Origin of the sequence: Streptomyces vilmorinianum, assembly GCF_005517195.1 — a bacterium.
In the GTDB taxonomy this organism is placed as follows: domain Bacteria; phylum Actinomycetota; class Actinomycetes; order Streptomycetales; family Streptomycetaceae; genus Streptomyces; species Streptomyces vilmorinianum.
The window spans coordinates 2817264-2840941 of the sequence record NZ_CP040244.1 but is presented as its reverse complement, the minus strand read 5'-3'; the positions used below and the strand labels follow the sequence as shown (position 1 = coordinate 2840941).

At 73.7% G+C, this 23678-nt stretch carries 17 protein-coding genes; 6 read left to right on the top strand and 11 right to left on the bottom strand.

Going from position 1 to position 23678, the window contains the following annotated elements; translation table 11 throughout:
- Position 1: 1 nt before the first annotated feature.
- Positions 2 to 1276 carry an MFS transporter gene (locus tag FDM97_RS13320; protein WP_284440287.1) on the bottom strand — a complete coding sequence of 425 codons (1275 nt, stop codon included), beginning with the start codon at positions 1274 to 1276 and terminating at the stop codon, positions 2 to 4.
- A gap of 47 nt (positions 1277 to 1323) precedes the next feature.
- Between FDM97_RS13320 and FDM97_RS13315 the strand changes: the two genes are divergently transcribed.
- Positions 1324 to 2643 (top strand): aminotransferase class I/II-fold pyridoxal phosphate-dependent enzyme, encoded by a 1320-nt coding sequence (locus FDM97_RS13315; protein WP_137990622.1) that lies wholly within the window; start codon positions 1324 to 1326, stop codon positions 2641 to 2643.
- Positions 2644 to 2699: 56 nt separating this feature from the next.
- On the opposite strand, the gene FDM97_RS13310 is transcribed toward FDM97_RS13315, so the two are convergent.
- On the bottom strand, positions 2700 to 4670 hold the full coding sequence (locus FDM97_RS13310) for an acetoacetate--CoA ligase (RefSeq protein ID WP_137990621.1): 1971 nt from the start codon (positions 4668 to 4670) through the stop codon (positions 2700 to 2702).
- A gap of 215 nt (positions 4671 to 4885) precedes the next feature.
- Between FDM97_RS13310 and FDM97_RS13305 the strand changes: the two genes are divergently transcribed.
- Positions 4886 to 7243: a glycoside hydrolase family 31 protein gene (locus FDM97_RS13305; protein WP_137990620.1), complete on the top strand. Its 2358-nt coding sequence runs from the start codon at positions 4886 to 4888 to the stop codon at positions 7241 to 7243.
- 82 nt (positions 7244 to 7325) lie between these two features.
- Here the strand turns inward: FDM97_RS13305 and FDM97_RS13300 are convergent, their stop codons facing one another.
- Complete coding sequence (locus FDM97_RS13300; RefSeq protein WP_137990619.1) at positions 7326 to 7886, bottom strand: NUDIX domain-containing protein; 561 nt, start codon at positions 7884 to 7886, stop codon at positions 7326 to 7328.
- Between FDM97_RS13300 and FDM97_RS13295 the strand changes: the two genes are divergently transcribed.
- The 3 genes from FDM97_RS13295 to FDM97_RS13285 all read left to right on the top strand — a co-directional run bounded on the left by FDM97_RS13295 (position 7885) and on the right by FDM97_RS13285 (position 10522).
- On the top strand, positions 7885 to 8694 hold the full coding sequence (locus FDM97_RS13295) for a M15 family metallopeptidase (RefSeq protein ID WP_137990618.1): 810 nt from the start codon (positions 7885 to 7887) through the stop codon (positions 8692 to 8694). The genes FDM97_RS13300 and FDM97_RS13295 overlap by 2 nt on opposite strands.
- Before the next feature lie 167 nt (positions 8695 to 8861).
- Positions 8862 to 9338 (top strand): Zn-ribbon domain-containing OB-fold protein, encoded by a 477-nt coding sequence (locus FDM97_RS13290; RefSeq protein ID WP_137990617.1) that lies wholly within the window; start codon positions 8862 to 8864, stop codon positions 9336 to 9338.
- Positions 9335 to 10522 carry a lipid-transfer protein gene (locus tag FDM97_RS13285; RefSeq protein ID WP_137990616.1) on the top strand — a complete coding sequence of 396 codons (1188 nt, stop codon included), beginning with the start codon at positions 9335 to 9337 and terminating at the stop codon, positions 10520 to 10522. Before FDM97_RS13290 ends, FDM97_RS13285 begins: the two co-directional genes overlap by 4 nt.
- A 32-nt stretch (positions 10523 to 10554) precedes the next feature.
- On the opposite strand, the gene FDM97_RS13280 is transcribed toward FDM97_RS13285, so the two are convergent.
- Genes FDM97_RS13280 through FDM97_RS13265 form a run of 4 tightly spaced genes read right to left on the bottom strand, consistent with a single transcriptional unit; the run spans position 10555 to position 14804 of the window.
- A complete protein-coding gene (locus tag FDM97_RS13280; protein WP_137990615.1) occupies positions 10555 to 11160 on the bottom strand; it encodes a GTP-binding protein in 606 nt (201 codons plus the stop codon).
- Positions 11141 to 11557 carry a DUF742 domain-containing protein gene (locus tag FDM97_RS13275; RefSeq protein ID WP_137994794.1) on the bottom strand — a complete coding sequence of 139 codons (417 nt, stop codon included), beginning with the start codon at positions 11555 to 11557 and terminating at the stop codon, positions 11141 to 11143. Before FDM97_RS13275 ends, FDM97_RS13280 begins: the two co-directional genes overlap by 20 nt.
- A gap of 50 nt (positions 11558 to 11607) precedes the next feature.
- The gene (locus FDM97_RS13270; RefSeq protein ID WP_137990614.1) at positions 11608 to 12048 is read right to left on the bottom strand and encodes a roadblock/LC7 domain-containing protein; all 441 of its coding nucleotides are present in this window, start codon (positions 12046 to 12048) and stop codon (positions 11608 to 11610) included.
- Entirely contained in the window at positions 12045 to 14804 is a 2760-nt protein-coding gene (locus FDM97_RS13265; RefSeq protein WP_137994793.1) for a sensor histidine kinase, read from the bottom strand. Before FDM97_RS13265 ends, FDM97_RS13270 begins: the two co-directional genes overlap by 4 nt.
- 426 nt (positions 14805 to 15230) lie before the next feature.
- Between FDM97_RS13265 and FDM97_RS13260 the strand changes: the two genes are divergently transcribed.
- Positions 15231 to 15653: a hypothetical protein gene (locus FDM97_RS13260; protein WP_254705573.1), complete on the top strand. Its 423-nt coding sequence runs from the start codon at positions 15231 to 15233 to the stop codon at positions 15651 to 15653.
- Between the two features lie 85 nt (positions 15654 to 15738).
- Here FDM97_RS13260 and FDM97_RS13255 read toward each other — a convergent pair whose 3' ends face one another.
- From FDM97_RS13255 to FDM97_RS13240, 4 genes are read right to left on the bottom strand one after another with little or no spacing between them, the layout of a single operon-like run.
- A complete protein-coding gene (locus FDM97_RS13255) occupies positions 15739 to 20622 on the bottom strand; it encodes a coiled-coil domain-containing protein (RefSeq protein WP_137990613.1) in 4884 nt (1627 codons plus the stop codon).
- A 59-nt stretch (positions 20623 to 20681) separates the two neighbouring features.
- Positions 20682 to 21578 carry a hypothetical protein gene (locus FDM97_RS13250; protein ID WP_137990612.1) on the bottom strand — a complete coding sequence of 299 codons (897 nt, stop codon included), beginning with the start codon at positions 21576 to 21578 and terminating at the stop codon, positions 20682 to 20684.
- Positions 21575 to 21973: a superantigen-like protein SSL4 gene (locus FDM97_RS13245; protein ID WP_137990611.1), complete on the bottom strand. Its 399-nt coding sequence runs from the start codon at positions 21971 to 21973 to the stop codon at positions 21575 to 21577. Before FDM97_RS13245 ends, FDM97_RS13250 begins: the two co-directional genes overlap by 4 nt.
- Positions 21970 to 23514: a hypothetical protein gene (locus FDM97_RS13240; RefSeq protein WP_137990610.1), complete on the bottom strand. Its 1545-nt coding sequence runs from the start codon at positions 23512 to 23514 to the stop codon at positions 21970 to 21972. The genes FDM97_RS13245 and FDM97_RS13240 overlap by 4 nt, the downstream gene beginning before the upstream one ends.
- Positions 23515 to 23678 lie beyond the last annotated feature (164 nt).

The window sequence follows — 23678 nt, the reverse complement described above, 5'->3', positions numbered from 1 at the left end:
ATCAGTGCTCACTCACCGTAACTGTCGGCACTGACAGTGACTGCTCGCGTGTGCGTCGGCGGACGAGGCGGTGCTGTGCGGCGCAGGTGGTGACGAGGCCGGCGCCGAGGAGGGTCCAGGCGAGGGGGCCGGTGGAGATGACGGCGGTGAGCAGGAGGGGGCCGGCGAAGCGCTGGGTGGCGGCGGCGAGGCCGTGGACTCCGAGGTAGGCGCCTTGGGCGGCGTCGGGGGCGAGGGAGAGGGAGAGCTCCCAGGAGGCGGTGGTGTGGACGAGCTCGGCGAAGGTGAGGGCCAGGGCCGCGACGACGAGTGCGACGACGGCGAGGGTGCGGCCTCCGAGGGCGGAGGCGGCGAGAGCGAGGGTGCCGAGGGCGAACAGGCCGGCGAGGGGTGCGAGGAGTCGCCGGGCCGACTCCGTGGTGGTGCCGAAGCGGGACATCGGGACCTGGAAGAGGACCACGAGGACGCTGTTCATGACCAGGAGCAGGGGGGCGAGGCCGACGGGGGCGTCGGTGGCGTGGACGATCCAGAGCGGCAGGGCGACCTGGAGGATCGAGTCGTCGAGGAAGAGCGCGGCCTCGGTGGCGGTGAAGAGCAGGAAGGTGCGGTCGCGCCAGGGGGTGGCGGGCTTGTCGGTCCGGGCGCCGGTGGTGGAGTCGGCGACGGCGCGGGCGGGCGCGGGGGGTTCGGCGCAGCGCAGGGTGAGGGCGGCCATCAGGACGTACGAGACGGCGTTGCCGATGAGGAGGAGTTGGAAGGCGGTGGCGGTGGCGACCGCGAGGGCGGCCGCGGCGCCGAGGCCGCCGAAGGTCCAGCCGAGGTTGGCGGTGGTGCGGTACATGGCCTGGTAGCGGGCGCGTTCGGGTCCTGCGACGCGGGCGGCGAACAGCTTGGTGAGGACGTTGGTGGCGCGGTCGGGCAGGGTTCCGATGGCCGAGTAGAGCACCAGCAGGGCGTAGTTGTCGGTGGTGAGCAGGGCCAGGAGGCCGGCGGCGCGCAGGAGTTGGGCGCCGACGAGGAGGCGGGTGATGGGGAAGCGGTCGGCGAGGCGTCCGGCGAGAGGGGTTCCGACGAGGCCGGCGCCGCCGGAGATGGCGATGAGGAGGCCGACCTGGGCGAGGCCGAGGTGGGAGACGTAGGTGAAGTAGAGGGCCATGGCGGTGGCCCAGAGTCCCGTGCCGGTCTTGTCGATCAAGCTGATGACGAGCATGCGGCGGCCGTCGCGGCCTCCGGGGATGCGCTGCTTCCATGTCGGCCGGTGCGGTCGCTTGCTCACCGGTGCCCCCCTTGACTATTGGTTTGTATCAGTACATAGTTTCGTACGTGGCAACACAATATGCGATCAGTGGGACGACAGCCAAGGGCATTGCCGCGTCCGTCGAACGGGGCGTGGCCGAGGGCGGGTTCGGGCCGGGGGACGCGCTGCCTCCGGTACGGCGGCTGGCGGACGAGCTGGGGGTCAGTCCCGGCACGGTCGCCACCGCGTACAAGGAGCTGCGGCAGCGGGGCGTCGTCGTGACGCGCGGACGGGGCGGGACGGTCGTCGCGGACGTGCCGTCGGTGGCCTCGCGACGGCCGCCGCGGGTGCCGGCGGGTCTGGTGGATCTCGCGGGCGGCCATCCCGACCCGGCCTTTCTGCCCGCGCTGCGGCCGCCCGCTCTGGTGCGCCCGGTCTACGGATCACACCGCGCCGCGCCTCGGTTGGGCGCGCTCGAGGAGCTGACCCGGGCCTGGTTCGGGCGGGACGAGGTGCCGGCGGAGCATGTGACCTTCGCGCACGGCGCGCTGGACTGCATCGCGCGGCTGCTGTCGACGGAGCTGCGGCCGGGGGACGCGGTGGCGGTGGAGGATCCCGGGTTCCACCATCTGCTCGACCTCGTACCGGCCTTGGGGCTGCGGATGGTGCCGGTCGCCGTGGACGGGGAGGGGCTCGTGCCGGACGCTCTGCGGGCGGCGCTGCGGGCCGGGGTGCGGGCGGTGGTGTGCAGTCCGCGCGGGCAGTGCCCGACGGGTGCGTTCTTCACCCGGGAGCGGCGGGACGAACTGGTGGCGGTCCTCGGGGAGTTCCCCGAGGTCCTCGTCATCGAGGACGATCACAACGCGGACATCGCGGGGGCGCGGGCGTTCCCGCTGGCGTCGGCCGGCCTCGGGCGGTGGGCGCAGGTGCGGACCGTGTCGAAGCATCTGGGGATCGACCTGCGGTGGGCCGGGCTCGCGTGTGACGCGGCGACGCTGGCGCGGCACGACGGGCGGATGCTGATGACCTCCGGCTGGGTCAGTCACATCCTGCAGGAGACGGTGACCGGGCTGCTCGGCGACCCGTCGGTGACGGCGCTGGTGGCGGCGGGCGAGGAGGCGTACACCTCGCGGCGCACGGCGCTGATCGACGCGCTGGCGGGGCACGGGATCGCGGCGGTCGGGTCGAGCGGGCTCAATGTGTGGGTGCCGGTGCGGGACGAGTCGGCGGTGGTCAACGGGCTGCGCACGCGCGGGTGGTGGGTCGCGGCCGGGGCACGGTTCCGTATCGCGTCGCCGACGGCGGTGCGGATCACGACGGGGGCCTTGGGGGTGGAGGCGGCGGGGCGGCTGGCGTCGGACTTCGCGGAGGTGCTGGGGGAGGCGCAGGCGACGTACGGGGGGTAGCGGGGGTGAGAGGTGGGGGCGGGGGATCTCCCCCGCCCCCACCTCTCACCCGGACGTCACTTCGACCGGGTGCGGGCCAGTTCCTCGTAGAAGTGGAGGAGGTCGAGGTTGTCGACCGAGCCGGGGTTGACGGCCTTCGACATGGGGGTGCCCTGGAGGAGGCGTTTGACCGGGACCTCGATGCGCTTGCCCGTGAGGGTGTGGGGGACGCCCGGGACCTCGATGATGTCGTCGGGGACGTGGCGCGGGGAGAGTTCGGTGCGGATCGTCTGCTTGATGCGGGCGATCAGCGCGTCGTCCAGGGTCGCGCCCTGCGCGAGGTGGACGAAGAGCGGCATCCAGTAGCCGCCGTCCGGCTCCTCCAGGCCGATGACCAGGGACTCGCGGATCTCCGGGAGCCGCTCGACGGCCTCGTAGATGTCGGCGCTGCCCATGCGTACACCCTGGCGGTTCAGGGTGGAGTCGGAGCGGCCGTGGATGACGACCGAGCCGTGGTCCGTGATCGTGATCCAGTCTCCGTGGCGCCAGACGCCCGGGAACATCTCGAAGTAGCTGTCGCGGTAGCGGCTGCCGTCGGGGTCGTTCCAGAACCGGATCGGCATGGACGGCATGGGGTTGGTGACGACGAGTTCGCCGACCTCCCCGATCAGCGGCTTGCCGGAGGGGTCCCAGGACTGCAGGTCGGTGCCGAGGCCGGCCGCCTGGAGTTCGCCGATGTGGACCGGGAGGGTGGGTACGGCGCCGGCGAAGCAGGAGCAGACGTCGGTGCCGCCGCTGACCGAGGCGATCCAGAGGTTCTCCCTGACCTCGTCGTGGAGCCAGCGGAAGCCGTCGGGCGGGAGCGGGGAGCCGGTGGTCGCGACGCACTTGATCGCCGAGAGGTCGAAGTCCCGGGCGGGGTGGACGTCCGCCTTGGCGCAGGCCATGACGTACGCGGCGGAGGTGCCGTACAGCGTCGCGCCGGTCCGTTCTGCGACGCGCCACTGGGCGCCGGTGTCGGGGTAGCCGGGGCTTCCGTCGTAGATGACGACGGTGGTGCCCGTGAGGAGGCCGGAGACGAGGAAGTTCCACATCATCCAGCCGGTGGAGGTGTACCAGAAGAACACGTCCTCAGGGCCCAGGTCGCAGTGCAGGCCGAGCTGCTTGAAGTGCTCGATCAGGATGCCGCCCTGGGACTGCACGATCGCCTTGGGCAGGCCCGTCGTACCGGAGGAGTACAGGACCCACAGGGGGTGGGAGAACTCCACCTGCTCGAAGACCGGCTCGACGTCGGCGGAGGTCAGGTCCGACCAGGCCAGCGCGCCCTCGGGGGGCTCGGTGCCCAGGAGGGGGATGTGGACCACCGCGCGGAGCGTGGGGAGCTCGGCGCGCAGCTCGGCGACGGTGTCGCGGCGGTCGTGCTCCTTGCCGCCGTAGCGGTAGCCGTCCACGGTGAACAGGACCACCGGCTCCACCTGCTGGAAGCGGTCGAGGACGCTGCGCGCGCCGAAGTCCGGCGCGCAGGAGGTCCACACCGCGCCGACGGCGGCCGTGGCGAGCAGGGCGACGACGGCTTCGGGGATGTTGGGCAGGTAGCCGCTGACGCGGTCGCCGGGGCGGACCCCCAGGGCGCGGAGCTCCGCGGCGAGCGAGCCGACCTGTCGGCGCAGCTCGGCCCAGGTGATCGGGCGCGGCTCATGTGTCTCGTCCACATGCAGCAGGGCCGGGTCGTGGGGGCGCTCCGCGGCGGCGCGCAGGGCGTGCTCGGCGTAGTTGAGGGTGGCTCCCGGGAACCACTCGGCGCCGGGCATCGAGCGGTCGCCGAGGACGCGCTCGTACGGGGTGGAGAAGCGGATGTCGAACCACTCGACGACGGCCTGCCAGAAGGACTCCAGCTCGTCCACCGACCAGCGGTGCAGGGCCGGGTATCCGCCCTCGGCCGGGGCTCCGTGGCGCTCGGCGGCCCAGGACTGGAAACGGGTGACCGCGGCGGCGGCGATCCGTTCCTCGTCCGGCTGCCACAGTGGCTCGGTGTGGGCTGATGTCATGGGTCGGCTCCCTGGGCGTACGCGGGGTCTGCGTGTGTCGCGCGCACGTGCTGGGGTGTGCGCGTGACGCGGCTGACAGGGACGATGCCATGTCATGGTCATTCGCACCAGGGTTCCCCGCCCATGGTCGGGCGGCTGAATATGTGCTCCCACCACGGGTGAACGGCAGTTGAACGGACCTCGCGCGCGTCCTGCCGAATGGCAGGGTGAGCAGCATGGACGGTCGTGAGCTGGTGCGTTCGGTGAGGGTGTTCGGATCGGTGCAGGGGTTGCGGGCGGTGCGTTCGGCGTGGCGGCAGCGTCGGACGGATGCGTGGGGGCTGCCGCCGAGGGGGACGGAGCGGGCGCGGGTGCCGGGCCCGGTGGGTGAGGCGGCGCCGCTGCCCGGGGGCGGGATCGTCCGGTTCGCCCGCTCGGAGCTGATGATCAGCGTGTCGGCCGGGGGCTCGGTCTTCTGGGGCTGGGACGGGGCCGAGCCGCTGCCGTCGTACGCGCTGGCCGGCGAGCCGCCCGAGCCGGACCCCAGGGCGCGGCTGGAGCCGGACACCGACGGCGGCTGGCGGGTGGTGTCGGAACGGGTGACGGTCGCGGTGTCCCGGCACGGGGCGGTGGAGATCCGTACCCCTGGCGGGGTGATGTTGCGCCGGGATCTGCCGCCGCGCTGGTGGGAGCCGGTCGCGGGTGGGCCGGCGCGCTGGGTGCAGCGGAGCGAGGTGCCCGCGGACGCGCGGTTCTTCGGGCTCGGCGGCCGGGCGTCGGGGCCGCGGCTGCCGAACGGCTCGTACCGGCTGTGGAACACCGATCCCAAGGGGAGCTTCTCCCCCGGCGACGATCCCCTGTACATCACGATGCCGGTGCAGTTCGTCGTCTCGGACGCGGGCACGCATCTGGCGTTCCACGACAACTCCTGGGACGGCCGGGTCACGCTCACCGAAGGTGAGGAGGGCGCGGGTTCCGGACACGACCGGCCGGGGACCAGCGAGGTCCGCATGGGGGGCGGGCCGCTGCGCTGCTGGGTGGTGGTCGGCACCACCCCCGCGCGCGTGCTGCACGGCTGGGCGGCGCTGACGGGGGCTCCCGCGCTGCCGCCGTCCTGGGCGCTGGGTCCGCAGCACGCGCGCTGGGGGTTCGGCAGCGAGCGGGAGGTCCGGCGGGTGGTGGCCGGTTACCGCGAACGGGGGCTGCCGCTGTCCGTGCTGCATCTGGACATCGACCACCATGACGCGCACCAGGTGTTCACGGTGGACCGTGAGCGGTTCCCCGATCTGCCGGGGCTCGCGGCCGAGCTGCGGGAGCAGGGCGTGCGGCTCGTGTCGATCGTGGACCCCGCGGTGAAGGCGGAGCCGGGGAACGCGGTGTACGACAGCGGGACGGCGCTCGGCGCCTTCGTCCGGGACGGGCGCGGGAACGAGGTGCACGGGGTGGTCTGGCCGGGCGAGTGCGCCTATCCGGACTTCACCGATCCCGCGGTACGGGAGTGGTGGGGCGGCCTGTACGAGGAGCGGTTCGCGCAGGGCTTCTCGGGGTTCTGGCACGACATGAACGAGCCGGTGTCCTTCTCGCCCTTCGGGGACCAGTCGCTGCCCCGCTCGGCCCGGCACGCCCTCGACGGGCGGGGCGGCGACCACCGCGAGGCGCACAACGTGTACGGGCTGACGATGACGCGGGCCGGGTACGAGGGGCTGCGCCGGCTGCGGCCGGACGAGCGGCCGTTCCTCTTCTCCCGCTCGGGCTGGGCGGGGATGCAGCGGTACGGCGGGACCTGGTCGGGCGATGTGTCGACGGGGTGGCCGGGGCTGCGGGCGTCCTTGGCTCTGGTGCTCGGTCTCGGTCTGTGCGGGGTGCCGTACTCGGGGCCGGACGTCGGTGGCTTCGACGGGAGTCCTTCGCCGGAGCTGTTCCTGCGCTGGTACCAGCTGGGGGCGTGGCTTCCGCTGTTCCGTACGCACGCGGCGATCGACGCGGGGCGGCGCGAGCCGTGGGAGTTCGGTCCCGACGTCCTGGAGCACGCGCGCGTGGCGCTGGCCGAGCGGGAGCGCATGCGGCCCTACTTCGTCACGCTCGCCCAGCTCGCCCGGCTGACCGGGGCGCCGTACGTACGGCCGGTGTGGTGGGGCACACCGGAGGACCGGGCGCTGCGGGACTGCGAGGACGCGTTTCTGCTCGGCGACGCGCTGCTCGTGGCGCCCGTGCTCGCCCGGGGCACCGACCGGCGGGCGGTACGGCTGCCGCGCGGGCGCTGGTACGACACGGCGACGGGGCGGGCGTACGAGGGGCCGGGGCAGGTCCTGCTCGACGCGCCCCTGTCCCGGATCCCGGTGCTCGCGCGTGCGGGGGCGGTGATTCCGGTACGGGGGGAGGACGAGGGTCTCGAGCTGGAGGTGTGGGCGCCTGCGGCCGGGCGGACGGGCGGCGGGCTCGTCGTACGGGACACCGGGGACGGGTGGGAGAAGGCCGAGATCGAGCGGTACACCTCACGGCTCGTGGACGGCCGGGTGGTGGTGGAGCGGGTGACGGACGACGGTGTGGTGGAGGCGGGGCTTCCGGTGCGGGTGCGCGGCTTGAGGGGGTAACGGTCGATCGGGGTTCGGATCCTGGATGTTGGATCCAAGATCCAGGATCCAGCGGCCTGGATCCGATATCCCGCGCCGGGCCTCAGGCGTACCTGCCCTCGAACCAGCGTCGCGCCGCCTCCGTGTGCAGCGGAAACGCCAGCTGCGCCGGGGCGTTGAGCAGATGCCAGCCGGTGGTCTCGTCCGTCGGCGCCGAAGGCGGCAGTTCCGCGGCCGGGCGGGCCGGGAGCAGGCCGAAGAGGAGCAGGTGTCCGGCCGGGGAGCTGAGCGCGTCGGCGAGCCGCACCTCCCCCGCCGGCGCCTCGATCCCGGTCTCCTCGCGCAGTTCGCGGACGACGGCGTCGCGCCAGTCCTCGGCGTGGTCGATGAAGCCCCCGGGGAGGGCGACACCGCCCTTGGCGGGTTCGATCGTGCGGGTGATGACGACAAGTCCCGTCCCCCGGGCGTCCGTTGCGGGGAGCAGGGCGACGGCGACGGGCAGCGGGTTGCGGTAGGCGACGGAGCCGCAGGCGGCGCAGGTCCGGGGCCAGTCGGCGGTCTCGGCGTAGCGGGTGCCGCAGCTGGAGCAGTAGGTGTCCTTCACGACAGGACCGTATGCGATCACTCTTTCCCGTGCTCCATGGAACTGATAGACGGTGCACATGACAGGACTTGCTTCCGTTTTCCGTACCCTCGGCGTGTCGGCGGCCGCCGGTCTGCTCGCCGCCACCGCCGCCGTACCGTCCGCGCAGGCCAGGCCTGAGCCGAAGGCGCCGAAGGAGTTCGTGGCGCTGAGCTCGGTGGACCGGACGATCCTTCAGGAGATGCGCTACACCTCGGAGCACAACTTCGTGGGCGAGCCGGTCGACGGCTACCGCCGGCCGCTGTGCATCCTGACCCGCCCGGCCGCCGAGGCGCTGCACCGCGCGCAGGTGAAGCTCCTCGCCCAGGGCTACTCGCTGAAGGTCTACGACTGCTACCGGCCACAGCGAGCCGTGGACCACTTCGTGCGCTGGGCGAAGGACCTCGACGACGAGCGGATGAAGAAGGAGTTCTATCCCCTGGTCGACAAGTCGAGACTGTTCGCGGACGGTTACATCGCGGAGAAGTCCGGGCACAGCCGCGGCTCGACGGTCGATGTGACGATCGTGCGGCTCCCGGCCGCGCCCACCCGCCCGTATGTGCCGGGTGAGGAGCTGGTGGAGTGCTCCGCGCCGCAGGCAGAGCGCTTCCCGGACAACTCCGTCGACATGGGCACCGGTTTCGACTGCTTCGACACGCTCTCGCACACCGAGGACCCACGGATCCAGGGGACACAGCGGGCCAACCGACAGCTCCTGAAAGGGACGCTGGCGGAGCAGGGCTTCGTGAATCTGCCCGAGGAGTGGTGGCACTTCACCTTCAAGCCGGAGCCGTTCCCGAGCACGTTCTTCGACTTCCCTGTGGCGCGGCGGTCGGTGGCCGGGCACTGAGGGCGGAGGGATGACGGGCGGCCGGGACCACCCCCGTGGGTCCCGGCCGCCCGTTCCGTACGTAGGGACGCGGGAGGGGCCGTTACGGTTCTCAGCGCGCGGCATCCGTGGCAGACTTCTGACGCTTCGTCAGATTCTGTCGATCTCGGGGTTCGGGGAGGGCCGTCGTGACACGGACGCGCAGGCCGGTGGTGGCCGGATGGTTCACGGACGACAGCGAGGAGGAGAACTTCCGGCTCCTCGGGACCCGGTGCGCGGCCTGCGCCTCGGTCTTCTTCCCCCGCGAGGACTCCTGGTGCCGCAACCCCGGCTGCCCGGGCGGCGGCGAGCTCGTCGAGACGCCCCTCTCGCGGCGCGGCCGGGTGTGGTCGTTCACCGACGGCCGTTACCGCCCGCCCGCTCCCTACGTCTCCGACCCGAACGCGCCCTGGGAGCCGTACACGCTGGTCGCCGTGGAGCTCGAGGCCGAGGCGATGGTGGTGCTCGGGCAGGCGGCGCCGGGGGTGCGCACCGCCGACCTCGCCATCGGCATGGAGGTCGAGGTGGTGCCGGGCGTCCTGAACGAGGACGACGCGCACATCTGGACCACCTGGCACTGGCGGCCAGCTCCGGTGCACGCGCGCGTGAGGGAGGAGCGGTCGTGAACGACATCGCCGTGCTGGGTGCAGGGATGCACCCCTGGGGCAAGTGGGGGCGCAGCTTCGTCGAGTACGGGACGGCGGCGGCCCGCGCGGCGCTCGCCGACGCCGGGCTGAGCTGGCGGGACGTCGGTTCCGTGGTGGGGGCCGACACCGTGCGGTGCGGGTATCCGGGGTACGTGGCGGGCGCGACGTTCGCCCAGGCGCTGGGGTGGCAGGGGGCGCGCGTCACCAGCGTGTACGCGGCCTGTGCCTCGGGGGCGCAGGCGGTCGGCGCCGCCCGTGCCCAGATCCTCGCCGGCCTCGCGGACGTGGTGCTGGTCGTCGGCGCGGACTCGGCGCCCAAGGGCTTCTTCGCCCCGGCGGGCGGGGAGCGGCCGGACGACCCCGACTGGCTGCGCTTCCGGGTCCTCGGGGCGACCAACCCCGCGTACTTCGCGCTCTACGCCCGCCGAAGGATGGCCCTCCATGGGGACACGGTGGACGACTTCGCCCAGGTCAAGGTGAAGAACGCGGCGGCCGGCGCGCTCAATCCGCTCGCCCGCTACCGTACGGCGGTCAGCGCCGAGGAGGTCGCGGCCTCGGCCGTCGTGGCCGATCCGCTGCGGCTGCTCGACATCTGCGCGACCTCGGACGGAGGGGCGGCGCTGGTGCTCTCCAGCATGGAGTTCGCCCGCCGGCACGGGCACCCGGACCCGGTGCGTATCCGGGCGGTCTCCACCGTCACTCCGACGTACCCGAAGGCGGTCCTCGACCTGCCGGACATCGCGACCGACTCCGCGGTCGCCGCCTCTCCCGCGCCGCACGGCTTCCGGGCGTCGATCGCGCGGGCCGCGTACGAGGAGGCGGGGCTCGGGCCCGAGGACCTCTCGCTGGCGGAGGTGTACGACCTGTCGACCGCGCTGGAACTGGAGTGGTACGAGGACATCGGTCTGTGCGGCGCGGGCGAGGGCGCGAAGCTGGTACGGGAGGGGGTCACGGCGCTCGGCGGCCGCGTCCCGGTCAACACCAGCGGGGGTCTCGCCTCTTTTGGCGAGGCCGTGCCCGCGCAGGCCATCGCGCAGCTCTGCGAGCTCACCTGGCAGCTGCGGGGCACGGCGGGGAGCCGTCAGGTGCCCGGCGCCCGGGCCGGGATCACCGCGAACCAGGGGCTGTTCGGGCACGGATCGGCGGTGGTGGCGGTGCGTTGAGCAGCGCCACCACCACCGTCACGGCGCGCCGCTCAGGTGGCGACCGGGGCGGCTCCGCGGTCCGCCAGGACGAGGGCGTGCTCGACCACGGCCACGAGGACGTTCTTCACGGACTCCCGGTCGCGCGCGTCGCACATCAGCAGCTCGACCTCGGGGTCGAGGTCGAGGGCCCCGCGCACGGTCTCCGCGGGGAACCGCCGGGCGCCCTCGAAGCAGTTGACCGCCACCGTGAAGGGGATGCCGCGCCGCTCGAAGTAGTCGATCGCCGCGAAGCTCTCCTCCAGGCGGCGGGTGTCCGCGAGGACGATCGCCCCGAGCGCGCCCTGGGCCAGCTCGTCCCAGAGGAACCAGAAGCGGTCCTGGCCGGGTGTGCCGAAGAGGTAGAGCACCAGGTCGTCTCGGAGCGTGATGCGCCCGAAGTCCATCGCGACCGTGGTGGTCGACTTCTGCTCCACCCCGTGCAGATCGTCGACGGGCCGTCCCGCCTCGCTGAGGATCTCCTCGGTGCGCAGCGGTCTGATCTCGCTGACGGCGCCGACCAGTGTCGTCTTGCCCACCCCGAATCCGCCCGCGACCAGGATCTTCAGAGTCACCGGTTCGACGAGCGGCTTCTTGCGGCTAGAGCGCCCGAAGGCCATTGATCACCTCGCGGAGAATGCTCACGTCCGGCAGCTCGGCCGGCGGAACGGGGCGGGTCACATGGACGAGTTCGTCCTCGACGAGATCGCCGACGAGGACGCGGACCACCCCGACGGGGAGGTCGAGTCCGGCGGCGAGCTCGGCGATCGACTGGGGGGTCTCCGAGCAGCGTTCGACGATCTCCACGTGTTCCGGGGAGAGCGTCTGGTCGCGGCCGGGGTCGTCGGCGGCCGGCTCGGGCACCACCACGGCGATCAGGTCGAGACGGTGGCGGGTCGCGGCGCTGGTCCGGCCGCGGGTCATCGCGTACGGACGGACCACCGGTCCGGCTTCGTCGTCGAACCAGTGGTGGCCGGCCGGGTGCTGTCCCTGGTCCTGCGGGCCGGCCCCCGGCATACCGTCGGTCGTGCGGTCGGTCGTGCCGTCAGTCATGGCTTCCCCCCAACTCATCCTCCGGCGGACGGGCCGGAGCGGGGCGCCGTCGCGAGGTGGGCGCCGACCCGCTTGACCATCAGCGTCATCTCGTAGGCGACCTGGCCGACGTCCGAGTCGGCGTCGGCGAGCACGGCGAGACAACTGCCGTCGCCCGCCGCCGTGACGAAGAGGAAGGCGTCCTCCAGTTCCACCACGGTCTGGCGGACGCGGCCCGCCTCGAAGTGGCGGCCGACGCCCTTGGCGAGGCTGTGGAAGCCGGATGCGACGGCGGCGAGGTGCTCGCCGTCCTCCCGGGTCAGCTCGGCGGAGGCACCGGTGGGGAGTCCGTCGCTGGAGAGCACCAGTGCCTTGCGGATGGACGCCACCCGCTGGACCAGCTCGTCGAGGAGCCAGTTCAGCTCGCCGTTGCCGTTTCCGGAGGTGTTGGTTGCTGCGGCGTTCGGTGCGGTCATCGACCGTCCCCCTCGGGTGTCGTTCCTGGTGCTGTTGTGTCGTCGTTCTGCCGGCGTCCGCGCTGCCAGCCGCGCTGCATGGACGCCATGCGTCGGCGCACTTCCTCGGCGTCCCGCTCGAAGTCGTTCTCGGCGGAGGCCGTGGAGCCGGTGGGTGCCGGTGCGTCGGCGCGTTCCCCCGTCTCGCGCAGCTGGGGCGCGAGGCTCGCCTGGCGGACCCGGCGGGGCAGTCCGCCGAACGGCGCGGGCCCGTCGGGCGGTACGGGTACGAGCGTGGGCGGCGTGCGCCGCGCCCCGCCCTGGGCGTCGGAAACGTCGGAGACGTCCCGGGCGTCCCGGGCCTCGGAGGCCTCAGGGACGTCGTGGGCGTCGGGGGTGGAGGTCGGGTGGGCCCGGCCCGGCTCGTCGATCCGGCGGCCGTGGTCGACGACGAGCGTGGGCGGGCGGCGGCGCGGCAGCGGCACGGGGCCGCGGTCGTGCGCCGGGTCGTGCACGCGGTCGGCCGACTGGTCCGGGGCCTGCTGGTGCTGTTCGCCGCCCGGGGCCGGCGCGAGGCCGCGGCGCGGACGGAAGAGGCCGCCGCGCTCGCTCTCGGTGTCCTCAAGGTCCGCGGACGGGTCGAGCAGGTCCTCGAAGCCGGAGGTGCCGAGGGGGGCCTCGAGCTCGACGGGGCCGTCGAGCGGGCCGTCCAGGAGCGAGGAGGCCGCTGACCGCGCCGAACCGTTGGCCGGGGGCAGCCCGCCCGGCACCTTGGTGAGCGCGGGGCGGCGTCGCGGCTGCTCGGCGGCGCCTTTCTCACGGTCCTGGGGCACCCGGTCCAGGCTCTTGCGATCCAGCCGGAAGCCCGCGCCCTGGGTCTCGGGGGCGTCGGTGAGCAGGGCGGCCGGGATGAAGACGACCGCGGTGGTGCCTCCGTACGGCGAAGGCTGCAGCGAGACGCGGACGTTCTGGCGCTGGGCGAGCCGGCTGACCACGAAGAGGCCGAGGCGGTCGGTGTCGGACAGCTCGAACTCGGGGGTCTCGGCGAGGCGGAGGTTGGCGTCCAGGAGGAGGTCCGGGTTCATGCCGAGGCCGCGGTCGTGGATCTCGAGGGTGAAGCCGTTGGCGACCCGCTCCCCCAGCACCTGGACGGCGGTGTGCGGCGGTGAGAACACGGTGGCGTTCTCGAGGAGTTCGGCGATGAGGTGGGTGAGGTCGGCGACGGCGGGGCCGCCGACGCCGAGCCGGGGCAGCCGGCGCACCTCGATCCGCTCGTAGTCCTCGACCTCGGCGACGGCCGCGCGCACGACGTCCATGAGCTGGACGGGCTTGCGCCACTGCCGGGAGGGCGCGGCGCCGGAGAGGATCACGAGGCCCTCGGCGTGGCGGCGCATGCGGGTGGTCATGTGGTCGAGCCGGAACAGGTCGGCGAGTTCCTCGGTGTCCTCGGTGCGCCGTTCCATGGTGTCGAGGAGGGTCAGCTGGCGGTGCAGCAGGACCTGGTTGCGGCGGGCCAGGTTGACGAAGACATCGGAGACACCGCGACGCAGCTCGGCCTGCTTGACGGCGGCTTCGACGGCCGCGCGCTGGAGGGTGTTGAGGGCCTGGCCGACCTGGCCGACCTCGTCCTCCTCGTACCGCAGGTGCGGCACCTCGGTCTCGACGTCGACGTGTTCGCCGGCGGCGAGGCGGCGCATCACGCTGGGCAGGCGTACGCCGGAGACCTCCTGGGCCTCCTTGCGCAGCCGGCGCAGGTCGCGGACGAGGGAGCGGCCGACGCGGACGGAGACGACGACGGAGATCAGCAGGGCGAGGAAGCCGAGGACGCCGGCGATTCCGGCCTTGAGGAGCACGCTGTAGGCGGCGGGCTGGACGCGTTCCTGGTAGCGGTCGCCCGCGGCGGTGTTCTCGCGGGCGAGGTCGTCGAGGACCGGGCTCGCCTGCTCCTCCCAGCGCTTGGCGGTGATGGCGCGGGGGTTCTTGGCCGGCCCCGCGAGGATCAGCGCCTCCTCGGCGTGGCGCAGCGGTGCCGTGGTGGGGCTGCTCCAGTACCTCTCGAAGAGCTCCCGCTCACGGGTGGGCAGGACTTCGAGGTTGACCTCGTAGAACTGCTCGCGGTTGGCGATGAGATCGGAGACCTCGCGGAGCTCCTGGGCCGTGATGCGCTCGGCGATGAGCGCGGAGACGACCAACGCGTCCTCGCGGGAGAGCAGTTCGCGGGCGCGGGTCACGCCGACGAGTGCGCGGCCCTGCTTGTCCATCTCCACGTTCTCGAGGGCGTGGAGGGTCATCAGGAAGCTGTAGCAGGGGTCGACGAGACGGTTGTAGAAGTCGAGGGTCTGCATGCGGCCGATGCTGCGGTCCTCGACGGAGCGGCGCAGCGAGGCCAGGCTGTCGAGCGCTTCGAGGAGCGAGCCCAGTCGCTGGGAGGCGAGGGGCCGCATCTCGTCCCGTACGCCGGAGTCGGCGGCGTTGCGCTGGATGACGGCGATCTGACGGTCGGTGGCCTCGCGCTGCCTGCGCAGGGTCGCGAGGGCGTCGGAGGCGCGTGGGTCCGCGAGGTAGACGAGCGACTGGCGGCGTTCCTTCTGGATGACACGGACCGTGTCCTCCACGGGGTAGCCGACCTTGTCGACGATGTAGGCGACGTCGAGGAGTTGGTCGGCCTCGCGGCCCGTGAGCACCGTCGCGAATCCCCAGAGACCGGTGAGAGAGACGAGCGGCACCAGCAACAACGCCACGATCTTCCGGCGGATGGACTTCCCGCGAAAGCGCATGGCCTCCCCCAGTTCGGCCTCCACCGGGCGCGGAGGTCCTCCTTTGCGACGCTCGGCGTCAACACACTGCGTCAACACGAGGCGTCAACCAAGCTTCAACAAACGGCGGCGCGAGCCTACTACTGCATCACAGCCATCTCGAAGGCACGTCCGGGCGATTTTCAGCCTGTCGAGTGAGAGTTGATCATGAGATGTCCTGGTATTCCGGGAGTTGGGATTCACCACTGTGGCGCAGGACACCTGGCAGGACAGGGCGGCCGCTGCTACCGGGGATGGCTGGAAGTATTCGTTCCGGTACAGGGGCGGGGAAACCTTTTCCCTCCGCCGAGCGTCATTGTGTACGGGGAGGGGTGTGTCCGCGTAAAGCGGTTCATGACGGGCAACCACCTCTGAGGACGGGTCAGCGGTGGGGAGTGTGACAACACGATGGAGCATGAGGCGCGGTCGGCGCGGCAGTTGTGGGTGGAGGACGAGAGGGGGCGGCGCCGGATGCCGGACCCGGTGCGTACCGCCGCCGTTCGAGCCGTGCTGCTCACGTCGGTGACACTGATACAGGCGATGGTGGCGTTCTTCTGCGCGGTCAGCGGTTCCTGGCTCGCGTTTCCGATGCTGCTCAGCTCGGTGGGCAGCACGGTCGTGGCGACCTGGAGCGTGCTCGACGTCTGGATCACGCGTCAGGTCTGGCGGCAGCGCAACGGTGTGGTGTCGGAGCCGAGCAGTACGGCACGTCAGCTGCGACGCGAGCGGCGCCGGGCGCGCAAGGCCGGAGTGACGACGGACGGCGAGCCGGGCCACGGGGCCACGGCGATACGCCGGCCGGAGACGGCGGCGCTGTCCGAAGCGGCCTGAGAGCCGGCCACGGAATCGGCCACGGAATCGGAGACGGCCCGGTCCCCTCGCGGGGGCCGGGCCGTTTTCGTCTCCGTACCGTCGGCTATTCGGCCGCTGCCGTCGGCCGGGGCTCCTCCACCGGAGTGCGGCGGAACATCCGGGTCGCGGTGATCTCGCCGTGGATGGCCTCGTCCTCCGCGGTCGGCTGCGGAAGACCCGGACGCAGGTGCTCCTCCACGCTGATGTACTTCAGACCGGCCCGCAGGTCGGCGTCGTTGCGCAAGCGGATGACCAGCGGGAACTCCGCGAGCGCGGTCGTGTCGAACAGACCGGTCGTGTAGAGCAGCTGGACGCCGAGCGCGTCCGAGACGGCCCGCTGCAGTTCCAGCAGGTACGTGGCGTTGGCGCGGCCGATCGGGTTGTCGAGGAACAGGGTGCCCGCGTGGCGGTGCTTGTCGCGGCCCCGGTCGTTGGAGCGCAGCGCGGCCATCGTGCAGTACAGCGCGATGGCGGCGGTCAGCAGCTGGCCGCCGGAGAAGACGTCGCCCATCTGTCCGACCGGTACGCGCTCGGCCCGCAGCACGGCGTCCGGCTTGAGGATCTCGACCGCGATGCCGCGCGGTTCCAGCGCCGCCTGAACTCCGCGCAGGAGCAGGGACATTCCGTCGCGGCGCAGGTCGGAGTTCTTCCTGACGGCGGCGCGGGTCGCCTCGTCGATGACCTCGCCGAGCCGCTCGGTGAGGGTCGCCTGGTCCGGCTCCTCGAAGCGGATGCGCAGGAACTCCTGCCCCGACCACTCGCCGAGCCCCTCCGGCAGCCGCGACAGGCGCTGCGCGGAGCGGAGCGTGGTCAGCGCGGACTCCACAAGGCCGCGCAGCCGGTCGACGATCGAGTCGCGGTTGCGCTCCAGCTGCTCCAGCTCGTCGGTCAGCACACGCAGCCGGGGCGCGAAGGCCTCGGCCCACTTCGCGGCGTGCTCGGGCAGCGCGGCCGCGGGCAGCTCGCGGATCTGCTGCCGGGCGGGGGTGCGGACCTGTTCGTAGCGGGTGGAGTTGGCGTGCCGGACGAGGATGTCGCTCGCCTCGCGCACGGCCGCGTCGGCGCCGGAGAGCTCGGCGGCGCACGCGCGCAGCGAGCGGCGGGCCTCGGCGGCGGTGTGCCGGGCCTCCTCCAGCGTGCCCGGGTACGGCTCGGGCCCGTCCTCCTCGTCCTCCGCGTGGTCGCGCAGCAGGTCCCGCAGGAGCGCGGCCGTCTCGTCGAAGCCGCCCGCGGCGTCCTCGGCGGCGCGGTGGGCGCGCAGGAGGCCGGCGTGCGCGGTGCGCGCGGCTTCCAGGGCGTCGCTGCGGGAGGCGAGTTCGGTGGTGGCGGTACGGAGCAGGGCCTGGGCCTGCTCGGCGTCGGCGGGGACCAGTTCCTCGGGCAGCTCGGTGTGCGACTCGCCGTCCTCGGGGGCCAGCCGTTCGGCCTCGCCGCGGAGCCGGCCGAGCTTCTCGCTCGCCTCGGACGCGCGGGTCTCCAGCATCTGAACGAGCGATTCGGCGCGGGCCGCGGCGGCCTGGCGGGACGGCCCGTCGGCGCCGTCGGTGGACTCCAGGAGCTGCTCGGCGCGGGTGCGGACCTTGTTGGTGAGGCGGTCGAGCTCGGCGAGGGCGGCGGACTCGTCGCTCTCGGCGCGGGCCTGTTCGGCGCGCAGATCGGCGCCGACGCCGACCTTCTCGTACAGCTGGGACGCGGCGCGGTACGCCTCGCGCAGGGTCGGGAGCGCGGCGCGGGGCGCGTCCGCGTCCTCCTCGGGGAGCTGGTCGGGGGCCCCGGCGATCTCGGCGCGCTCGGCCCGCAGGGCACGGGCGGTGCGGTGGGCGTCGTCGGCGGCCCGCTGAGCGGCGCGGCGGTCCTCGTCGGCGGCGCGGGCGCGCTCCAGGCAGGTCTGGGCACGGGCCTCGGACTCGGCGGCGTCGTCGGCCAGTTCACGGAGCTTGGCCTGCCAGGCGGAGCGCTCGCGCAGCCGGAACGCCAGGCCCGCGAGGGCGTCGGCGGCACGGCGGGCGCGCTGGGCGGCCTCCTGGCGTTCGTCCCGTACGCGGGCGGCGTCGGCGGCGGCCTCGTCGGCCTCCGCCCGTACCGTCCGCGCCTCGGCGAGCGTGGCCGCGGCCGCCTCGGCGGTCTCGCGCGCGGTGGCGGCGACGGCGGCGAGTTCGGCGAGCATGCCGGGCGGGCAGTCGGCGCGCCACGAGCCGATCCGGGCGGCGAGCGAGCGGTCGCCGGTGAGGCGGGCCGCGAGCGTACGGATCTCCTCGTCGCGCGCGGCGGCGCGGGCGCGCAGGGCGTGCCGCTCCTCGTCGGCGGCGTGCTCGTCGTGCATGGCCGGGTTCGGCGGTACGAGGAAGACCCCCGCGTCCTCGCCGGATTCCGGGCTCGGCACGGGTGCGAGGAGCGCGGCGGCGGTGCCGACGGCAACGGTGGAGCGCGGCAGCAGGGCCGCCGTGCTCAGCACCTCGCGGGCGCGGGTGTACGAGACGGGGTCGGTGATCACGACACCGTCGACCAGCTCGGGGCGGGCGGCGAGGACGGCGGCGTGGTCGGCGGGGTCGACGGCCTGGGCGAGGTAGCGCCAGCCGGGGAGTGCGGGGATGCCCTGCTCGCCGAGGTACTCGACGGTGGCGAGCACGTCCGGGCCGGGCGGGAGGAGGCCGCCGTCGCCGAGGGCGCCGAGGATGCGGGAGTCGTCCGCGGCGGCGGTGCGCAGGTCGAAGAGCTGCCGCTCGGCGGAGGCGATGGACTGGTCGAGCAGCCGCCGCAGCTCGTCGGCGTAGCGGTCGAACTCGGTGACGGTGAGGGGGCCTTGGGTCCCTTCGGGACCGGAGGCACGGTCGGAGGCGCGGTCGGAGGCGCGGTCGGAGGCGCGGTCGGAGGCACCGTCGCGGGCGCCGGGTACCCCGGCGAGCCCGAAGGCGGCGCCGGGGGCGTGGCCGCCACCCGGGCCGCCCGAGGCGGACGCCGGTGGGTCGGTGGCGACGGCCGGTTCGGCCGCGTCACCCCTGCCGGGCGCGCCCGGACCTCGGCCCGCGGGCCGGCCGGTGGCGTCCTCGGCCGCGGGCGACGCGTCGCCCGCGCGCTGGCCGGGGAACGGGGAGGTCGCCTGCGCAGGCAGGCTCAGGAGTTCGGCAAGGCGTTCTTCGGAGGCGAGGGACTCGGCGGCGCGGCGCTCCGCGTCGTACGCGTTCTCGGCGGCCTCGGCCGCGTCCGTGGCGCGGGCGGCCGCGAGTTCGGCGCGGGACTCGGCGGCGGCCGCCTCGCGGGCGCGGTCGGCGGCGCCGCGGGCGGCGTCGCGGGCCACGTCCCAGGCGGCGACCGTGGTCTTCTCGGCGTCGCTCGCGGCGAGGGCCGCGCGGGCGGGGTCGGCGTCCGGTGCCGAGTCGTCGAGCCAGCCCGCCCGTACGGCTTCGGCGGTCTCCTGCTCGACCTCGGCGAGGCGCTGGCGCAGGTGCCCGGCCTCGCTCCGGGCGCGCTGGGCCTCGGTCGCGGCGACGGTCGCGTCGCGGTGGGCGGTCTCACCGGCCTCCTGGAGGGCGGCGGAGCGCTCCTCCTCCTCGGCGGCGTGGCGCTCACCGTCCTCGGCGGCGGCGTGCAGGGCCCGTACGAGATCGGCGGCGGCCTTGGCGCGGGCGGCGAGCGCGGGGGCGGCGTCGCGCTCGGCCTCGCGGATCGCGGCGGCCACGCGCGCGGAGCGGTCGCCGGCCGCGCGGTGGCGGAGCACGGCCTCGGCGGCCTGCCAGGCGGCGTGCAGGGTACGGGCCTCGGTGAGCTCGCGGCGCTGGGAGGCGGCGCCCTTCTCGGCGACGGTCAGCGCCAGGGAGGCGTGCCGATAGGCGAGTTCGGCGGCGATGAGGGAGCTGCGGCCGCGGGCGGTCTCGGCCTCGGAGACGGCGTGCGCGGCCGAGGTGACCTGCTGGGCGAGTTCGGCGGCGCGGCCGCGTTCCCCGGTGGCCCGGGCGGAGAGCCGGCGGGCGAGCGTGCGGGTGCGGCGCTCGGCCCCGGCGTGGACGTCACGCGCGCGTGCCCGGGTTTCGGCGGCCTCGACGATGCGGCCGAGGAGGTCGACGGAGCCGGCGGTGAAGTCGCGTTCGGCGGTGAGTTCGGCGCGGCGGCCGAGCTTGTTGCCGAAACCGCTGACGAGGTCGGCGAGGCCGTCGGTGTCACGGGTGTCGGTGACGGCCCGCAGGAGCAGATCGGTGAAGTCGGAGTCCTTCTTGACCGCGAAGAGGCCTGCGGCCTCGCCCTCGTCGGCGTTCATCTCCCGCTGGTAGCGGAAGAGTTCGGGGTCGAGACCGAGGTCGCCGAGGTGCTCGTTCCAGCGGTCGTGGATCTCCTCCCAGTAGACCTCCAGGTGCGGGTACGCCTTGCCCGCCTCCGTGAGGGCGTCGCGGAAGCCCTTCATGGTGCGGCGCCGGCCCTGCGCGCCGGAGGCTCCCTCGACGGGCGGGCGGACGGCCGTCGACTCGGCGACGGGGAGGTTGTCCAGGCTCAGGCCGGGTCCGGGACGGAAGGAGTACCAGGCCTCGGCGAACTTCCGCGGGTCGTTGGAGACCTGGCGGCCGCGCCACTCGCTGGCCTTGCCGACGACGACGAGCTCGCCGGTGAGGGTGTGCTGCCACTCCAGGGCGACGTGCCCGCAGTCGTCGGCGAGCAGGAACTTGCGCAGGACGCCGGAGCTGGCGCCGCCGAGGGTGTTGCGGTGGCCGGGGAGCATGACCGAGAAGATCAGCTTGAGGAGGACGGACTTGCCGCCGCCGTTCTCCAGGAAGAGCACGCCCGCGGGCGCGGGGCGGCGCGGCGGGCCGACCGGCTCCTCCTCGAAGAACTCCGCCTGGGTGGGGGCGGGGTTGGGCACGGGCGCGCCGACTCCGCGCAGGTCCAGGACGGTGTCGGCGTAGCGCGCACCGGCGGGACCGATGGAGTAGAGGCGGACCCGGGACAACTCGTACATGGCGGCGGACTCTCGTCGTGTCTGTCTGGTCGGTTACGCGGGGCGGTTCGCGCGGGCGGTCACGCGTGGAAGGGCAGGCCCGCGTCGGCGGCGAGCTCCAGGTCGTCGCCCTCGGGCGGCGGAAGGAGGGTCGCGGAGCCGTCGCTGACGGGGACGACTCCGAGGTCGAGGAGCTCGGCCATGGCGGCGCTGCCGGCCATGTCGCGGACCTGGAGCTGGTAGCGGGCGGTGGTGCGGTAGGCGCCTCCCGCGTCGTCGCCGGTGCGCTGGAGGAAGCCGGAGTCGGTGAGGAAGGCGACGGCCTTGCCGACGATGCCGGTGGTGGATCCGGCGAGGCGGCGGGCGTCCTTCGTGGCGCCGGTGGAGCTGCGGCGGGCGTAGATCCGCCAGGCGGCCTCCAGGCCGGGGGCGTCGGAGGCGGGGTCGGTGTTCTCGCCCTGTTCCTCGGCGCGCTCTTCGAGGCGGCGGCAGGCCTGGCGTACGAAGGCGTCGACGCCGTTGACGGTGAGGCGGCCGATGTAGCCGTCGTCGGCGAGGTCCTCGGGGCGGGGGAAGGCCATGGCGGCGACGGCGAGGTGGGCGAGGCCGTGCAGGAAGCGGTCGGCGGAGTCGGTGGAGGCGCGGCGGGCGTAGTCGCCCATGCGGACGGCGAAGACGGAGTCCTCGCCGGCGGTGACAGCCATGCCCGCGCGCGGGGAGACCTCCAGGACGACGAGTCCGAGGCCGGTGGCGACGGCGTCGGCGAGGCGGGCGAAGGCGGGGTCCTCGCGGTAGCGCCGGAGCAGCTCGGCGTACTCGGCGTCGCGCGCGGGCAGCAGCTTGGGCTGGAGCCCGAACGAGACGAGCCGCGCGGCGTCGGCGGCGTCGGCCGGGGTGACGGCGTGGGGTGCGGCGGGGGTGTGCGGGGGCTCCGGCTCGCTCCACGCGTCGGCGTGCTCGGCGTGGTGTTCGCTCACGGCTGGGGCTCCTCGGTACGGGTGGTCGGTGGTGCGGTGCGCTCGGGGCGCGGCAGGGGCAGGCGGACGGGGGTGACGCTGACGGCGGGTCGCCGGGGCGGGGTGCTCTCGGCCGCCCGGGTGGTCAGCCGGATCGCCCGTACGTACGGAGCGGGGCTGCGGGGCGCGGGCGCGGAGACCTGTACGACCCCGATCACCGGGGCGGTACGGGCGGGGGCCGCGTCGTCCTGCTCCCGCTCCCGCTCCTGCTCCTGCTCCTGCTCCTGCTCCAGTTGCTGGTCCAGCTGCTCCGCGGCGTCCTGCGGCTTCGCGGCGGGTTCCTGGTCCGGGGCGGACTCGTCGGCCGGGGCGGGCGCCTCCCCGAACGGGAAGCCGGTGTCCTGAGTCGCGCTCATGTCGCCTCCGTACGGTCCGCCGCCATGCCGATCGCGTCCAGCAGGGCCGTACCCACTATCAGGTCGGCGCCGCCGAACTCCGGGTCGTCGAGTGGTGTGCCGTCGTCGACGGCGAAGAGCAGGCGCTCCTCACCCTGGCGGTAGGCCGTGCCGACCGGCGGGCTCGCCGCGTGGACGGCGAGGAGGGCGACCAGGTAGGGCAGGTCGGGGTCGCGGCGGCGGGCGTCGGCGAGCAGGCCGGAGAGCCGCCGGGGGGCGTCGTGCTCCAGGTCGAGCAGCTCCATCGCGCTCGCGAGCTGCTCCTCGCTGAAGCGGCTGTCGTCGGGCGTGGCGATCAGGTCCGGCTCGGGCATCTCCGCGCCGAGGTGCTCGCGCTCGACGGGCGGGGTGAGCAGCATCTCGACCAGGTCGCCGACGCGCACGGACGCCGGGGTGCGCAGTCCCGTTCCCCGGGCGAAGAAGGCGTCCGTGACCTTGATCGCCTGCTCGACGGGCAGCGGGAGGACGGGGGCGACGAGCTGCCCGTACAGATCTATCCCGGTGTACGAGGTGGGGGCGGCGAAGGCCTGCCGGTCCTGCTCCGCGCGGAAGAGCGGTCCGGCCTCCAGGAGGCGGGACTGGAGCTGGGTGTGGCGGCGGATGCAGTCCTTGACGATGTCGACGAGCTCGGCGGCGCGGCGCTTGTGCTCGGCCGTCTTCGAATCGGACGCAGCCTCGGCCTCGTCGCGGGCCTTGCGGATGTTGGTGAGGATCGCGTTCTCGTGGCGGTAGCGGTCGGCGACGTGGTCGAGCGCCTCGGCGATCATGTCGGGGACGGCGCTCAGCCAGTCGACGGCGCGGACGTTGCGCCGGGTGGCCTCCAGGGTCTTGCGGAGGGTCTCGGCGTACTGGACGGTCCGGTACCGCGCCTGCTCGGCGGCGAGCTGGGCGTCGGCGAGGCGGCCCCGGCTGATCAGGACCTCCAGCTTCACCTCGGCCGCGATCTGGGCGCTGGTGACGTCGGTGTCGAGCGCGCCGACGAGGACGTTGACCGCTTCGTCGGTCGTACGGAGGTAGACGCCGCCGCCGTAGCCGGGCACCTCTTCGATCAGCTTGAAGTCGTAGTCGCGGCGGGTGTAGACGCCGTCGGCGCCGAAGGTGCCGTAGACGGCGCGGAAGCCGCGGTCGACGCTGCCGACGTTGATCAGGTTCTCCAGGACCCAGCGGGCGACCCGTTCGTGCTCGGCGGCGGGGCGGGCGGGGGCCTGGGCGGCGACACGGGGCAGGAGGCGGCCGACGATCTGCTCGTGGTCGGCGCCGGTGTCGAAGTCCATGTTGAGCGTGACGAGGTCGATGGCGGCGAGGGCGACCTCGGCCATCCCGTAGCCCGCGTACTCGCCGGCCAGGTTCGCCTTGCGCGTGTCCAGGTCGTGCAGCGGCGCGGTGCACGCGAGCGCGCGGAGGCGCCGCGCGAGCCCTTCGTCGGCGGCCGGGCCCTGCGCGGGCCGCGGCCCCGCGCTGAGCTGGGGCGGAACGAAGTCCGTCGAGGCAGGCGAAGTCACGGAGCACAGATTAGGTCCTCGCAATGACAACGGTCGAAACGGCGCAGATGCGACCGCCTCGGGCCGGGGCGGTACGGGCCCCTCTCCAGGGGACGGAGGGGCCGGAGGGCCGGAGGAGACACAGGAGCCGGAGGAGGCGGAGGAGGCGGAGGAGGAGGCGGGGG